We start from the raw sequence: 14,941 nt of genomic DNA, 5'->3' as shown, positions 1-14,941 counted from the left end.
ATGCATAACCATGCAGAATCGGCGGAATGGCCGACGTATTGAGGGTGGCGGTTGCCGGGGCCAGCGGCTATGCGGGCGGGGAGATCCTGCGCCTGTTGCTCGGGCATCCGGCCTACGCCGACGGCCGCCTCGCCATCGGGTCGCTGACCGCCGCTTCCAGCGCCGGCAGCACGCTCGGCGAGCACCATCCGCACCTGACGCCGCTGGCGCAGCGCGTGGTCGAGACGACCGACCTCGCCGCGCTGGCCGGGCACGACGTGGTGTTCCTGGCCCTGCCGCACGGCCATTCGGCGGCGCTGGCCGAACAACTCGGCCCCGACGCGCTGATCGTCGACTGCGGCGCCGACTTCCGGCTGACCGATGCGGGCGCCTGGGAGCGGTTCTACGGCTCCCCGCACGCCGGCAGCTGGCCGTACGGGCTGCCGGAGCTGCCCGGCGCGCGGGAGCGGCTGCGCGGCGCGCGCCGCGTCGCGGTGCCGGGCTGCTACCCGACCGCGGCGCTGCTGGCGTTGCTGCCGGCGGTGGCCGAGGACCTGATCGAGCCGGCCGTCACGGTGGTCGCCGTCAGCGGCACCTCGGGGGCGGGCCGGGCCGCCAAGACCGACCTGCTGGGTTCCGAGGTGATCGGGTCCGCGCGGGCCTACAACATCGCGGGCGCCCACCGGCACACGCCCGAGATCGCCCAGGGTCTGCGCGCCGTCACCGACCGCGATGTCACGGTGTCGTTCACGCCGGTGCTGATCCCGACGTCGCGCGGCATCCTGGCCACCTGCACCGCCCGCACCCGCGCGCCGCTGTCGCAGCTGCGGGCCGCGTACGAGAAGGCCTATGACGGGGAGCCTTTCGTGCACCTGCTGCCCGAGGGCCAGCTGCCCCGCACCGGTTCGGTGATCGGCAGCAACGCCGCCCACCTCGCCGTCGCGGTGGACGAGGCCGCAAGTGCGTTCGTGGCCATCGCCGCCATCGACAACCTGGTGAAGGGCACCGGTGGCGCCGCCGTGCAATCCATGAATCTCGCGCTGGGTTGGCCGGAGACCGAAGGCCTTTCGGTGGTCGGGGTCGCGCCGTGACCCACCTTGCCGAGGCGCGCCTGGTGCGCGAACAGGGCGTCACCGCGCCCGCCGGGTTCCGGGCCGCCGGCATCGCCGCCGGCATCAAGGCGTCCGGCAACCGCGACCTGGCCCTGGTCTTCAACGAGGGACCCGACTATGCGGCCGCCGGCGTGTTCACCCGCAACAAGGTCAAGGCCGCGCCCGTGCTGTGGACCCAGCGGGTGCTGACCACCGGCGCGTTGCGTGCGGTGATCCTCAACTCCGGCGGCGCCAACGCCTGCACCGGTCCCGGCGGCTTCCAGGACGCCCACGCCACCGCGGAGGCCCTCGCGGCCGCGTTGTCGGACTGGGGGACCGAGACGGGGGCCATCGAGGTCGCGGTGTGTTCCACCGGGCTGATCGGGGACCGGTTGCCGATGGACAAGGTGCTCGCCGGGGTCCGGGCGGTCGTGCAGGACATGGCCGGCGGGCTGAGCGGAGGAGACGAGGCCGCGCGCGCCATCATGACCACCGACACGGTGCCCAAACAGGTTGCGCTGCACCACCCGGGCAACTGGACGGTCGGCGGGATGGCCAAGGGGGCGGGCATGCTGGCGCCCTCGCTGGCCACCATGCTCTGCGTGCTCACCACCGACGCGGCCGTCGACGCCGCCGCGCTCGACACCGCGCTGCGCCGCGCCACCGCCCGCACCTTCGACCGCCTCGACATCGACGGCAGCTGTTCGACGAACGACACGGTGCTGCTGCTGACGTCGGGCGCCAGCGAGATCGCCCCGTCCCAGGCCGAACTCGACGACGCCGTGCTGGCGGTCTGCGACGACCTGTGCGCGCAGCTGCAGGCCGACGCCGAGGGCGTCACCAAGCGCGTCACCGTGACCGTGACCGGGGCCGCCTCCGAGGACGACGCGCTGACCGCCGCGCGGGTGATCGCCCGCGACAGCCTGGTCAAGACCGCGGTGTTCGGGTCCGACCCCAACTGGGGCCGGGTGCTGGCGGCGGTCGGCATGGCGCCGGTCACCCTCGACCCGGACCGGATCCGGGTGTCGTTCAACGGCTTTGCCGTGTGCGTCGACGGCGTCGGAGCGCCCGGCGCCCGCGAGGTGGACCTGTCCGGCGCCGACATCGACATCACGGTCGACCTGCGTGTGGGCGACGCCTCCGCCGCCGTCCGCACCACCGACCTGTCGCACGCGTACGTGGAAGAGAACTCGGCGTACAGCTCATGACAGTCAACACTCAAGAGCTGTCCACCGCGGTCAAGGCGCAGGTGCTGGCCGAGGCGCTGCCCTGGCTCAAGCAGCTGTACGGCAAGGTCATCGTCATCAAGTACGGCGGCAACGCCATGACCGACGACACGCTGCGGCACGCGTTCGCCGCCGACATGGCCTTCCTGCGCAACTGCGGCATCCACCCCGTCGTCGTGCACGGCGGCGGCCCGCAGATCACCGCCATGCTGCGGCGCCTGGGCATCGAGGGCGACTTCAAGGGCGGCTTCCGGGTCACCACACCGGAGGTGCTCGACGTGGCGCGGATGGTGTTGTTCGGGCAGGTGGGTCGCGAACTGGTCAACCTGATCAACGCGCACGGGCCCTACGCCGTCGGCATCACCGGCGAGGACGCGCAGCTGTTCACGGCCGTGCGGCGCAGCGTCACCGTGGACGGCGTGGCCACCGACATCGGCCTGGTCGGGGACGTCGAGCGGGTCAACACCGCCGCGGTGCTGGATCTGATTGCGGCGGGCCGCATTCCGGTGGTGTCGACGCTCGCGCCGGACGCCGAGGGCGTGGTGCACAACATCAACGCCGACACCGCCGCGGCGGCGCTCGCCGAGGCCCTGCGGGCCGAAAAGCTGCTGATGCTCACCGATGTCGAGGGCCTCTACACCAGCTGGCCGGACCGGGATTCGCTGGTCAGCGAGATCGACACCGCGACACTGTCCCAACTGCTACCCACGCTGGAGGCGGGCATGATTCCCAAGGTCGAGGCGTGCCTGCGGGTGGTCACCGCGGGTGTGCCCAGCGCGCACATCATCGACGGCCGGGTCGAACACTGCGTGCTGGTGGAGCTTTTCACCGACGCGGGCACCGGGACCAAGGTGGTGAGCGCGTGACCAAAGGGGATCTGATGCAGCACCGCTGGCAAGCCGTGATGATGAACAACTACGGCACCCCGCCGCTGGCCCTGGCCGCCGGCGACGGCGCCGTGGTCACCGACGTGGACGGCAACACGTACCTCGACCTGCTCGGCGGCATCGCCGTCAACGTCCTGGGCCACCGCCACCCCGCCGTCATCGAGGCCGTCACGCACCAGATGACGACGCTGGGCCACACCTCCAACCTCTATGCCAGCGAGCCGGGCATCGCGCTGGCCGAAGAGCTGGTCGCCCTGCTCGGTGCGGACGCGCCCGCGCGGGTGTTCTTCTGCAACTCCGGAACCGAGGCCAACGAGGTCGCGTTCAAGCTGTCGCGGCTGACCGGGCGCACGAAACTGGTTGCCGCGCAAGGTGGTTTCCACGGCCGCACGATGGGCTCGCTCGCGCTGACCGGCCAGCCGAGCAAGCAGGCGCCGTTCGAGCCGCTGCCCGGCTTCATCACCCACGTGCCCTACGGCGACGCCGACGCGCTGGCCGCCGCCGTCGACGACGCCACCGCCGCGGTGTTCCTCGAACCGATCATGGGCGAGGGCGGCGTCGTCGTCCCGCCCGAGCGTTATCTGACCGCCGCCCGCGACATCACCGCGCGGCACGGTGCCCTGCTGGTGCTCGACGAGGTGCAGACCGGAATGGGCCGCACCGGAGCTTTTTTCGCCCACCAGCACGACGGCGTCACCCCCGACGTCGTGACCATGGCCAAGGGCCTCGGCGGCGGGCTGCCCATCGGTGCCTGCCTGGCCGTCGGGCCGGCCGCCGAGCTGATGACGCCCGGCCTGCACGGCAGCACCTTCGGCGGCAACCCGATCTGCGCCGCGGCCGCGCGGGCGGTGCTGCGGGTGATCGCGGGCGAGGACCTGGTCCGGCACGCCGAGGTGCTGGGCAAGTCGCTGCGTCACGGCATCGAGTCGCTGAACCACCCGCTGATCGACCACGTGCGTGGCCGCGGGCTGCTGCAGGGCATGGTGCTGACCGCGCCGCGCGCCAAGGACGCCGAAAACGCCGCGCGCGACGCCGGATTCCTGGTCAACGCCGCCGCGCCGGACGTCGTCCGGCTGGCCCCGCCGCTGATCGTCACGGAGGCCCAGCTCGAGACCTTCGTCGAGGCGTTGCCGGCCATTCTGGACAGGGCCGCGGCATGACGCGCCATTTCCTGCGCGACGACGACCTGTCGCCCGCCGAGCAGGCCGAGGTGCTGCAGCTCGCCGCCGAACTCAAGAAGGACCCGTTCAGCGCCCGGCCGCTGGAGGGCCCGCGCGGCGTCGCGGTGCTCTTCGACAAGAACTCCACCCGCACCCGGTTCTCCTTCGAGGTGGGCATCGCCCAGCTCGGCGGGCACGCCGTCGTCGTCGACGCGCGCAGCACCCAGCTGGGCCGCGACGAGACGCTGGGCGACACCGCGCGGGTGCTGTCCCGCTACGTCGAGGCCATCGTGTGGCGGACCTTCGCCCAGGACCGGCTCGAGGCGATGGCCGAGGCCGCCGCGGTGCCCGTGGTGAACGCCCTCTCCGACGAGTTCCATCCCTGCCAGGTGCTCGCCGACCTGCAGACGATCTCCGAACGCAAGGGATCGCTTGCGGGACTGCGTATGTCCTACCTCGGCGACGGCGCCAACAACATGGCCCACTCGCTACTGCTCGGTGGGGTGACCGCCGGCATGCACGTCACCGTCGCCGCGCCCGACGGCTTCGCCCCCGCGCGCGCGTACGTGGCGGCGGCCCGCGCGCGGGCCGAGACCACCGGCGGCTCGGTCGCCCTGACCGCCGATCCGGACGCGGCGGCGACCGGGGCCGACGTCCTGGTGACCGACACCTGGACGTCGATGGGGCAGGAGGACGACGGGCTGGACCGCCGCACACCGTTCCGGCCCTTTCAGGTCAACCAGCGGCTGCTCGGCCTGGCCGATCCGGAAGCCATTGTGCTGCACTGCCTTCCGGCCCACCGCAACGACGAGATCACCGACGAGGTGATGGACGGGCCGGCCAGCGTCGTGTGGGACGAGGCCGAGAACCGGCTACACGCCCAGAAGGCGCTGCTGGTGTGGCTGCTGGAGCGGTCCCGATGACCCGCTCGAAAACCACCCCCGAGATCACCCGGGCCGGCCGCCAGGACCGCATCGTGGCGATCCTGTCGTCGGCGTCGATCAGCAGCCAAAGCGAGCTCGCCGCCCGGCTGGCCGACGAGGGCATCGAGGTCACCCAGGCCACCCTGTCGCGCGACCTCGAAGAGCTGGGCGCGGTGAAGCTGCGTGGCGCCGACGGCGGCGTCGGCGTCTACATCGTCCCCGAGGACGGGAGCCCGGTGCGCGGCGTCTCCGGCGGCACCGCGCGGCTGTCCCGGCTGCTCAGTGAGCTCTTGGTCTCCGCCGACGCCAGCGCCAACCTCGCCGTGCTGCGCACCCCGCCCGGCGGCGCCAACTACTTGGCCAGCGCGATCGACCGCGCGGCGTTGCCGTACGTCGTCGGCACCATCGCCGGCGACGACACCGTCTTCGTGGCCGCCCGCGAGCCGATGACCGGCGCCGAGCTGGCCCGCACCCTCGAAACTCTCACCACAACCTAAGGAGATTGGTTCATGTCAGATCGCGTCATCCTGGCGTATTCCGGCGGACTGGACACGTCGGTCGCGATCAGCTGGATCGGCAAGGAAACCGGCCGCGAGGTGGTGGCGGTCGCGATCGACCTCGGCCAGGGCGGCGAGGACATGGAGGTCGTCCGCCAGCGGGCCCTGGACTGCGGCGCGGTGGAAGCCGTCGTCGTCGACGCCCGCGACGAGTTCGCCGAGGGCTACTGCCTGCCCACCATCTTGAGCAACGCCCTCTACATGGACCGCTACCCGCTGGTGTCGGCGATCAGCCGGCCGCTGATCGCCAAGCACCTGGTCGCGGCGGCCCGCGAGCACGGCGGCACCATCGTCGCGCACGGCTGCACCGGCAAGGGCAACGACCAGGTGCGGTTCGAGGTCGGATTCGCTTCGCTGGCACCGGATTTGGAGGTGCTCGCCCCGGTCCGCGACTACGCGTGGACGCGGGAGAAGGCGATCGCGTTCGCCGAGGAGAACGCCATCCCGATCAACGTCACCAAGCGCTCGCCGTTCTCCATCGACCAGAACGTGTGGGGACGCGCGGTGGAAACCGGCTTCCTGGAACATCTTTGGAATGCGCCCACCAAGGACATCTACGCCTACACCGAAGACCCCACCATCAACTGGAACACCCCCGACGAGGTGATCGTCGGGTTCGAGCGCGGCGTCCCGGTGTCCATCGACAACCAACCGGTGTCGGTGCTGGCCGCCATCGAGGAACTCAACCGCCGCGCCGGCAGCCAGGGCGTCGGCCGCCTGGACGTGGTCGAGGACCGATTGGTGGGCATCAAGAGCCGCGAGATCTACGAGGCCCCCGGGGCGATGGTGCTCATCACCGCCCACACCGAACTCGAACACGTCACGCTGGAGCGCGAGCTGGGCCGCTTCAAGCGGCACACCGACCAGCGCTGGGCCGAACTGGTCTACGACGGGCTCTGGTACTCCCCGCTGAAGACCGCGCTGGAGGCGTTCGTCGCCAAGACCCAGGAGCACGTCACGGGTGAGATCCGAATGGTGTTGCACGGCGGGCACATCGCGGTCAACGGCCGGCGCAGCGCGCAGTCGCTCTACGACTTCAACCTGGCCACCTACGACGAGGGCGACAGCTTCGACCAGTCGGCCGCCAAGGGCTTCGTCTACGTGCACGGGCTGTCGTCCAAGATCGCGTCCCGCCGGGACCTGGCCACATGACCGCGAGCGACCGCGTCTGCACGACGACACGCCGCATTGTGCGTACAAACGCGGTCGCTCGCGCGGGGGCGAGGGCCGAAGCGTGAGCACGCGCGAGGGGTCGCTGTGGGGCGGGCGGTTCGCCGACGGCCCGTCGGACGCGCTGGCGGCGCTCAGTAAGTCCACCCATTTCGACTGGGTGCTGGCCCCCTACGACATCGTCGCCTCGCGGGCCCACACCGTGATCCTGTTCCACGCCGGGCTGCTCACCGCCGAGCAGCGCGACGGGCTGCTGGCCGGGCTGGACAGCCTCGCCGAGGACGTGGCCGACGGCAGCTTCGCGCCGCTGGTGACCGACGAGGACGTGCACGCCGCGCTGGAGCGCGGGCTGATCGACCGGGTCGGCGCCGACCTGGGCGGCCGGCTGCGGGCCGGGCGGTCGCGCAACGACCAGGTGGCCACCCTGTTCCGGATGTGGCTGCGCGACGCGGTGCGCCGGGTCGCCGACGGGGCGCTGGCGGTGGTGGCCGCGCTGGCCGCCCAGGCCGCCGCGCACCCGACGGCGATCATGCCGGGCAAGACGCACCTGCAGTCCGCCCAGCCGGTCCTGCTGGCCCACCACCTGCTCGCGCACGCGCACCCGCTGCTGCGCGACGTCGACCGCATCGTCGACTTCGACCGGCGCGCGGACGTGTCCCCGTACGGCTCGGGGGCGCTCGCCGGCTCGTCGCTGGGGCTGGACCCGGACGCGATCGCCGCCAAGCTGGGATTCAGCACCGCCGCGGACAACTCCATCGACGCGACCGCCGCCCGGGATTTCGCCGCCGAGGCCGCGTTCGTCTTCGCGATGATCGCCGTGGACGTCTCGCGGCTGGCCGAGGACATCATCCTGTGGAGCTCGACGGAGTTCGGCTACGTCAGGCTGCACGATTCGTGGTCCACCGGCAGCTCGATCATGCCGCAGAAGAAGAACCCGGACATCGCCGAGCTGGCCCGTGGCAAGTCCGGGCGGTTGATCGGCAACCTGGCCGGGCTGCTGGCGACGCTGAAGGCCCAGCCGCTGGCCTACAACCGCGACCTGCAGGAGGACAAGGAGCCGGTGTTCGACTCGGTCGCCCAGCTGGAGCTGGTGCTGCCGGCGATGGCCGGCCTGGTGGCCAGCCTGACGTTCGACGTCGAGCGGATGGCGGCCCTGGCCCCGGCCGGCTACACGCTGGCCACCGACATCGCCGAATGGCTGGTGCGCCGCGGGGTGCCGTTCCGGGCCGCGCACGAGGCTGCCGGGGCCGCGGTGCGCGCGGCCGAGGGGCGCGCCGTCGGACTCGACGAGCTCACCGACGACGAGTTGGCCGCCATCAGCCCCGAGCTGACGCCCCAGGTGCGGGAGATCTTGACGGTCGAGGGCTCGGTGTCGTCGCGCGACCGGCGGGGCGGCACCGCGCCCGCCCGGGTCGCCGAGCAGCTCGAAGCCGTCTTGGCCCGCAGCGAGGAGCTCGGCGCGCGGCTCGGCGGCCGCGAATCATGACGTCCATTTACGCTCCGGTCAATTCCAATCCGACTAGAATTCCGGCTGAAGCGATGCGGCTGAACCTGTCATGCCGGATCCTCGTCATCAAGGGGTGGGACCAATGAGCGTCGTCGCGGGCGTGTCCGGTGCCTTGCCGCCGTATCGCTACTCCCAGCGAGAGCTCACCGACTTCTTCGTCGGCATCCCGGACTTCGAGGGCTACGAGGACATCGTCCGGCAGTTGCACGCCAGCGCCAAGGTCAACAGCCGCCACCTGGTGCTGCCGCTGGAGCGGTACCCCACGCTGACCGACTTCGGCGTGGCGAACCGGATCTTCATCGACAACGCCGTCGACTTGGGCTGCGAGGCGCTCTCGGGCGCGCTCGACGAGGCGGGGCTGCGGCCGCAGGACCTGGACGTGCTGATCACGACGACGGTCACCGGCCTCGCGGTGCCCTCCCTGGACGCCCGGATCGCCGGGCGGCTGGGGCTGCGCGACGACGTCCGCCGGGTGCCGCTGTTCGGCCTGGGCTGCGTGGCCGGGGCCGCGGGCGTGGCCCGGCTGAACGACTACCTGCGCGGAGCGCCGGACGCCGCCGCGGCACTGATCTCGGTCGAGCTGTGTTCGCTCACCTATCCCGGCTACAAGCCGTCGCTGCCCGGCCTGGTCGGCAGCGCGCTGTTCGCCGACGGGGCGGGCGCGGTGGTGGCCGTCGGCGAGCGCCGCGCCGAACGGATGGCCGCCGGCGGGCCCGCGATCCTGGACTCGCGCAGCACCCTGTACCCCGATTCGCTGCGCACCATGGGCTACGACGTCGGCGCGGCCGGCTTCGAGCTGGTGCTGGCCAAGGACCTGGCCCAAGTGGTCGAGGAGCACATCGAGCGGGACGTCACCGGCTTCCTCGGGGAGCACGGGCTGACGACCACCGACATCGGCGCCTGGGTCAGCCATCCCGGCGGCCCGAAGATCATCGACGCGATCAACGCGAGCCTGGGCCTGCCGCCGGACGCCCTCGAGCTGACCTGGCGTTCGCTGGGCGAGATCGGCAACCTCTCGTCGGCGTCGGTGTTGCACGTGCTGCGAGACACCCGGGCCAAGCCACCACCCAGCGGCAGCCCCGGCCTGATGATCGCGATGGGTCCGGGATTCTGTTCCGAGCTCGTCCTGCTGCGCTGGCACTGACACCCAAGGCGTTGCTTTTGTCTGCCTTCGGAGAAACCTCGTGATGACATTTCCTTGCCCGGGCCGCGTTTCATGACCGGCGACTCCGACGAGCTGGTCAGGGCGCTCCGCGCGGCGCTGAAGGACAACGAGCGGCTGAAGCGCGAGGCCCGCGAATATCTCGCCGCGGCAACCGAACCCGTGGCGGTGGTCGGGACGGGTTGCCGGTACCCGGGGGGCGTGGATTCGCCGGAGGCCCTGTGGCAGATGGTGGTCGAGGGCCGCGACGTGGTCTCGGAATTCCCGGCGGACCGCGGCTGGAACCTGGCCGGCCTGTTCGATCCCGACCCCGACGCGGTGGGAAAGTCCTACGCCCGGTGCGGGGGCTTTTTGGCCGACGTCGCCGACTTCGACGCCGCCTTCTTCGGCATCGCGCCCAGCGAGGCGCTGGCCATGGACCCGCAGCAGCGCCTGCTGCTCGAGGTGTCCTGGGAGGCGTTGGAGCGGGCCGGGATCGACCCCGCCGAGCTGCGCGGTTCGGCGACGGGCGTGTTCGCCGGGATCTTCCACGGCTCCTACGGCGGCCAGGGCCGGGTGCCGGGACACCTGGAGCGCTACGGGTTGCGCGGATCCACGCTGAGCGTGGCGTCGGGCCGGGTGGCCTACTCGCTGGGCCTGGAGGGCCCGGCCATCTCGGTGGACACGGCCTGTTCGTCGTCGCTGGTGGCGCTGCACCTGGCGGCGCGGTCGCTGCGCGCCGGCGAATGCGACCTGGCGCTGGCCGGCGGCGTGACGGTGATGGCCACCCCGGCGATGTTCATCGAGTTCAGTCGGCAGCGGGCGCTGGCGGCCGACGGGCGTTGCAAGGCGTACGCCGGCGCCGCCGACGGCACCGGCTTCTCCGAGGGCGTCGGCGTGCTGGTGCTGGAACGGCTGTCCGACGCGCGCCGGCACGGGCATCAGGTGCTTGCGCTGCTGCGCGGGTCGGCGGTCAATCAGGACGGCGCCTCCAACGGGCTGGCGACGCCCAACGGGCCCTCGCAGCAGCGGGTGATCCGGGCCGCGCTGGCCGACGCGCGCCTGCGCGCCGCGGACGTGGACCTGGTGGAGGGGCACGGGACGGGCACCACCCTCGGGGATCCGATCGAGGCGCAGGCGGTGTTGGCCACCTACGGCCAGGACCGCCCGGCCGACCGGCCGCTGTGGCTGGGGTCGATCAAGTCCAACATGGGCCACACCTCGGCGGCGGCGGGCGCCGGCGGGGTGATCAAGATGGTGCAGGCGGTCCGGCACGGGCTGATGCCCAAGACGTTGCACGTGGATGTGCCCACGCCGCACGTGGATTGGTCGGCCGGCGCGGTGTCGCTGCTGACCGAGGCGCGGGAGTGGCCCGCGCAGGACCGGCCGCGCCGCGCCGGGGTGTCGTCGTTCGGGATCAGCGGCACCAATGCGCACGTCATCGTCGAGCAACCACCGCTGGAGCCCGAAAGTCCCGCGCCGGCCGGCGATGACGCGCCCGCGCCGTGGGTGCTGTCGGCCCGGTCGGCCGACGCGCTGGCCAACCAGGCGTCCCGGTTGCTGGCGCGGGTGCACGACGACCCGGGTGTGCGGGCGGTCGACGTGGCCTGGTCGCTGGTGTCGACGCGGTCGCTGTTCGAGCACCGCGCCGTGCTGGTCGGGGACCGTGAGCGCCTGCTGGCGGGGCTGGCTGACCTGGCTGATCTCGCCGCCGGCGCGCCGGGGGCGGGTGCGGTGGTGGGCCGGGCGCAGCCGGTCGGCAAGACGGTGTTCGTGTTTCCCGGTCAGGGCTCGCAATGGGTTGGCATGGGATCCGAATTGCTCGACAGCTCACCGGTTTTCGCCGAACACCTGCAGCGCTGCGAGAAGGCGCTCGCCGAACACGTGGACTGGTCGTTGGTCGACGTCATCCGCGGGGCGCCCGGGGCGCCCGGACTGGACCGGGTGGACGTGGTGCAGCCGGCCCTGTGGGCGGTGATGGTGTCGCTGGCGGAGTTGTGGCGATCGCTGGGGGTGGTCCCCGACGCGGTGATCGGCCACTCGCAGGGCGAGATCGCGGCGGCGTATGTGGCGGGGGCGCTGTCGCTGGAGGACGCCGCCCGGGTGGTCGCGCTGCGCAGCCGGCTGCTGGTGGGGTTGGCGGGCGCGGGCGGCATGGTGTCGCTGGCCTGCGGGGTGGCCCGGGCCGAAGAGTTGATCGCCGGGTTCGGCGATCGATTGAATGTGGCTGCCGTCAACGGTGTTTCGGCGGTGGTGGTGTCCGGTGAGGTGGCGGCGCTCGACGAGTTGACGCGGCGTTGCGAGGGCGGCGACGTGCGGGCCCGCCGCATCGACGTCGACTACGCCTCGCACTCCCGGCACGTCGACGCCATCAGCGCGGCGCTGGCCGCGGCGCTGGCCGGGATCGAGCCGCGCTCGTCGTCGGTCACGCTGTTCTCCACCGTGACCGGTGAACCGCTGGACACCGCGGGACTGGACGCCGACTACTGGTTCCGCAGCATCCGGCAGACGGTCCAGTTCGAGCGGGCGGTGCGCAACGCCTGCGGCGCCGGGTACGGCGTGTTCGTCGAATGCAGCCCGCACCCCGTGCTGCTCGCCGCCGTGGAGGAGACGCTGGCCGATTGCGGCCGCGACGCGTTGGTGGTCCCCTCCCTGGGCCGCGACGACGGTTCGCTGCAACGGTTTTGGCTTTCGGCGGGTCAGGCCCACGTGGCCGGCGTGCCGGTGGACTGGCGGGCCGGCATCGCCGGCCTGGGTGGGCGGCGCGTGGAGTTGCCGACTTATGGGTTTGTGCGGCAACGTTTTTGGCTGCCGGGCGGAGCCACGGGATCGGGTGACGTGACCACGCTGGGGCTGGCCGGCGCGCGGCACGCGCTGCTGGGCGCGGTGCTGGCGCGGCCCGACTCCGGCGGCGTGGTGCTCACGGGCCGGCTGTCGACGGCCGCCCAGCCGTGGCTGGCCGACCATGCGGTGGGCGGCACGGTGTTGTTCCCCGGCGCGGGGTTTGTGGAGCTGGCGATCCGCGCCGGCGACGAGGTCGGCTGCGGCGTCCTGGAGGAGTTGACGTTGTCGGCCCCGCTGGTGTTGCCGGCCGCGGACGGTGTCCAGGTGCAGGTGGTGGTCGGCGCGGCGGCCGACTCGGGGCGGCGCGAGGTGTCGGTGTATGCGGCCGGCGCGCAGTCGGAGTGGGTGCTGCACGCCCAGGGCCTGTTGGGCGCGGCGGCGGTGGCGCCGGCCGCGGACATGTCGGTGTGGCCGCCGGTGGGGGCGACGCCGGTGGAGGTGGGCGACGCCTACGCGCGGCTGGCGGAGCGGGGCTACGAGTATGGCCGGGCATTCCGCGGCCTGCGGGCGATGTGGCGGCGGGGCGACGAGATCTTCGCCGACGTCGCGTTGCCGGACGACGCCGGTGCGACGGACGGTGGCTTCGGCATGCACCCGGTGTTGCTGGACGCGGCGCTGCACGCGATCGGCGTGGCCGCCGGGCAGGGCCAGACCGTGTTGCCGTTCTCCTGGCAGGGGGTGTCGTTGCACGCGGCGGGCGCATCGCGGGCGCGGGTCCGGATAACACCCTCCGGTGCCGGGGCGGTGTCGGTGGAACTGGCCGACGGCTCCGGGCTGCCGGTGTTGTCGGTGCGCTCGCTGGCGATGCGCCCGGTTTCGGCCGAGCAGCTTTCGCTCGCGGCGGCGCCTGCCGAGGGCTTGTTCGAGGTGGCGTGGTCGCCGGTCGCCTTGAGCGGCAACGGCTTCGACCGGGACGTCACCGTGTGGGGGCCGGGCGCGCACGGCGGCGACGTGGTGCGCTCGGTGCACGCGGCCACCACCGAGGCGCTGGGCGCGCTGCAATCGTGGTTGGGCGAGGCCGGGTCACCGGTGGTGGCCGTGCAGACCCGCGGCGCGGTGGCGCTCCCCGGTGAGGACGTCACGGACCTGGCCGGCGCGGCGGTGTGGGGGTTGGTGCGCTCGGCGCAGGCCGAGCACCCGGGCCGGGTGGTGTTGATCGACTCGGACGGATCGCTCGACGCGCGGGCGGTGATCGGCTGCGGCGAGCCGCAATTGGCGGTCCGCGACGGCGTGGCGTACGCGGCCCGGATGCGGCCGGCGCGCAGGGGATCGGTTCTGCGGCTGCCGCCCGGGGGCTGGCGGCTGGACGCCGGCGCCGGCGGCACGCTGGAGGACCTGGTGGTGAGCCCTTGCCCGCCGGTGGAATTGGACGCCGGCCAGGTCCGGGTGGCGGTGGCCGCGGTCGGGGTGAACTTCCGGGACGTGCTGGTCGCCCTGGGCATGTATCCGGGCGGTGGCCGGCTGGGGGCCGAGGGCTCGGGCGTGGTGGTCGAGGTGGGTCCCGGTGTGACCGGGCTCTCCGTCGGTGACGCGGTCATGGGGCTGCTCGGGGTGGTCGGGTCCGAAGCCGTGGTCGATCAGCGGGTGGTGACCCGGGTGCCGGAGGGCTGGTCGCTGGTGACGGCGGCGGGTGTGCCGGTGGTCTTTCTCACCGCGCTCTACGGGCTGTCGGAGCTGGCGGGCCTGCGTGCCGGCGAGCGGGTGCTTGTGCACACCGCCACCGGCGGGGTGGGGATGGCCGCGGTCCAGCTGGCGCGGCACTGGGGTGCGGAGGTGTTCGCCACCGCGAGCCGCGGCAAGTGGGACACCCTGCGCGCCATGGGATTCGACGACGACCACATCGGCGACTCGCGGACGCTGGAGTTCGAGCAGAAGTTCTCGGCCGCCACCGGCGGGGCCGGTGTCGATGTGGTGCTCAATTCCCTGGCGGGCGAGTTCACCGACGCGTCGCTGCGGCTGCTGGCCCCCGGCGGGCGCTTCATCGAGATGGGCAAGACCGACGTCCGCGATCCGCACGACGTCGCCGAACGATACGGGGGCGCGCGGTATCGCGCCTTCGACCTGATGGAGGCCGGCGAAGACCGCACCGCCGCGATGCTGGCCCGGATCGTGCAACTGCTTCACGACGGCGCCGTGAAACCGTTGCCGCTCAAGACCTTCGACGTCCGCTGCGCCTCGGCGGCCTACCGGTTCGTCAGCCAGGCCCGGCACATCGGCAAGGTCGCACTCACCGTCCCGTCCGGGCCCGGCGCGGTGCTCAGTGCGTGTGGCGGGCTCGCCGGCGGCAGCGTGGTGATCACCGGCGGCACCGGCATGGCCGGCTCGGCTGGCCCGCCACCTCGTCGACCGGTATCGCGTGGCCCACGTGGTGCTGGCCAGCCGCGCCGGCGCCGGGGCCCCGGGTGTCGCGGAGCTGGTGGATCGCCTGCAGGAGGCCGGCGCCCGGGTGACGGTGG

8 protein-coding genes and 2 pseudogenes are annotated in these 14,941 nt (G+C 72.6%); all 10 read left to right on the top strand.

Annotated features, from left to right (window positions below):
• The first annotated feature begins 10 nt into the window (after positions 1 to 10).
• Positions 11 to 1,070: pseudogene (gene argC / locus A9X04_RS01505) on the top strand (N-acetyl-gamma-glutamyl-phosphate reductase).
• Complete coding sequence (gene argJ / locus A9X04_RS01500; RefSeq protein WP_067917058.1) at positions 1,067 to 2,278, top strand: bifunctional glutamate N-acetyltransferase/amino-acid acetyltransferase ArgJ; 1,212 nt, start codon at positions 1,067 to 1,069, stop codon at positions 2,276 to 2,278. Before argC ends, argJ begins: the two are co-directional and overlap by 4 nt.
• Positions 2,275 to 3,162 (top strand): acetylglutamate kinase, encoded by an 888-nt coding sequence (gene argB, locus A9X04_RS01495; protein ID WP_067917056.1) that lies wholly within the window; start codon positions 2,275 to 2,277, stop codon positions 3,160 to 3,162. Before argJ ends, argB begins: the two co-directional genes overlap by 4 nt.
• A 14-nt stretch (positions 3,163 to 3,176) precedes the next feature.
• Positions 3,177 to 4,343 carry an acetylornithine transaminase gene (locus A9X04_RS01490; RefSeq protein ID WP_067917106.1) on the top strand — a complete coding sequence of 389 codons (1,167 nt, stop codon included), beginning with the start codon at positions 3,177 to 3,179 and terminating at the stop codon, positions 4,341 to 4,343.
• Positions 4,340 to 5,266: an ornithine carbamoyltransferase gene (gene argF / locus A9X04_RS01485; RefSeq protein WP_067917053.1), complete on the top strand. Its 927-nt coding sequence runs from the start codon at positions 4,340 to 4,342 to the stop codon at positions 5,264 to 5,266. Before A9X04_RS01490 ends, argF begins: the two co-directional genes overlap by 4 nt.
• Complete coding sequence (locus A9X04_RS01480; RefSeq protein WP_067917051.1) at positions 5,263 to 5,763, top strand: arginine repressor; 501 nt, start codon at positions 5,263 to 5,265, stop codon at positions 5,761 to 5,763. Before argF ends, A9X04_RS01480 begins: the two co-directional genes overlap by 4 nt.
• A gap of 12 nt (positions 5,764 to 5,775) precedes the next feature.
• Complete coding sequence (locus A9X04_RS01475; RefSeq protein WP_067917049.1) at positions 5,776 to 6,975, top strand: argininosuccinate synthase; 1,200 nt, start codon at positions 5,776 to 5,778, stop codon at positions 6,973 to 6,975.
• Positions 6,976 to 7,057: 82 nt separating this feature from the next.
• Positions 7,058 to 8,479, top strand: coding sequence for an argininosuccinate lyase (gene argH, locus A9X04_RS01470; RefSeq protein ID WP_067917046.1), 1,422 nt, complete (start codon positions 7,058 to 7,060; stop codon positions 8,477 to 8,479).
• Positions 8,480 to 8,582: 103 nt separating this feature from the next.
• Positions 8,583 to 9,644 (top strand): type III polyketide synthase, encoded by a 1,062-nt coding sequence (locus tag A9X04_RS01465; RefSeq protein WP_067917044.1) that lies wholly within the window; start codon positions 8,583 to 8,585, stop codon positions 9,642 to 9,644.
• Between the two features lie 72 nt (positions 9,645 to 9,716).
• A pseudogene (locus A9X04_RS01460) lies at positions 9,717 to 14,941 on the top strand (acyltransferase domain-containing protein); the annotation flags it as partial.

The organism is Mycobacterium sp. E3247 (genome assembly GCF_001667785.1).
Taxonomy (GTDB): Bacteria; Actinomycetota; Actinomycetes; order Mycobacteriales; family Mycobacteriaceae; genus Mycobacterium.
This window is presented reverse-complemented; position numbering and strand designations above follow the sequence as displayed.

Coding starts and splice junctions, on each gene's coding strand:
- argB (WP_067917056.1), top strand. CDS start 2,275: ATGACAGTCAACACTCAAGAGCTGTCCACCGCGGTCAAGGCGCAGGTG.
- A9X04_RS01490 (WP_067917106.1), top strand. CDS start 3,177: ATGCAGCACCGCTGGCAAGCCGTGATGATGAACAACTACGGCACCCCG.
- argF (WP_067917053.1), top strand. CDS start 4,340: ATGACGCGCCATTTCCTGCGCGACGACGACCTGTCGCCCGCCGAGCAG.
- A9X04_RS01480 (WP_067917051.1), top strand. CDS start 5,263: ATGACCCGCTCGAAAACCACCCCCGAGATCACCCGGGCCGGCCGCCAG.
- A9X04_RS01475 (WP_067917049.1), top strand. CDS start 5,776: ATGTCAGATCGCGTCATCCTGGCGTATTCCGGCGGACTGGACACGTCG.
- A9X04_RS01465 (WP_067917044.1), top strand. CDS start 8,583: ATGAGCGTCGTCGCGGGCGTGTCCGGTGCCTTGCCGCCGTATCGCTAC.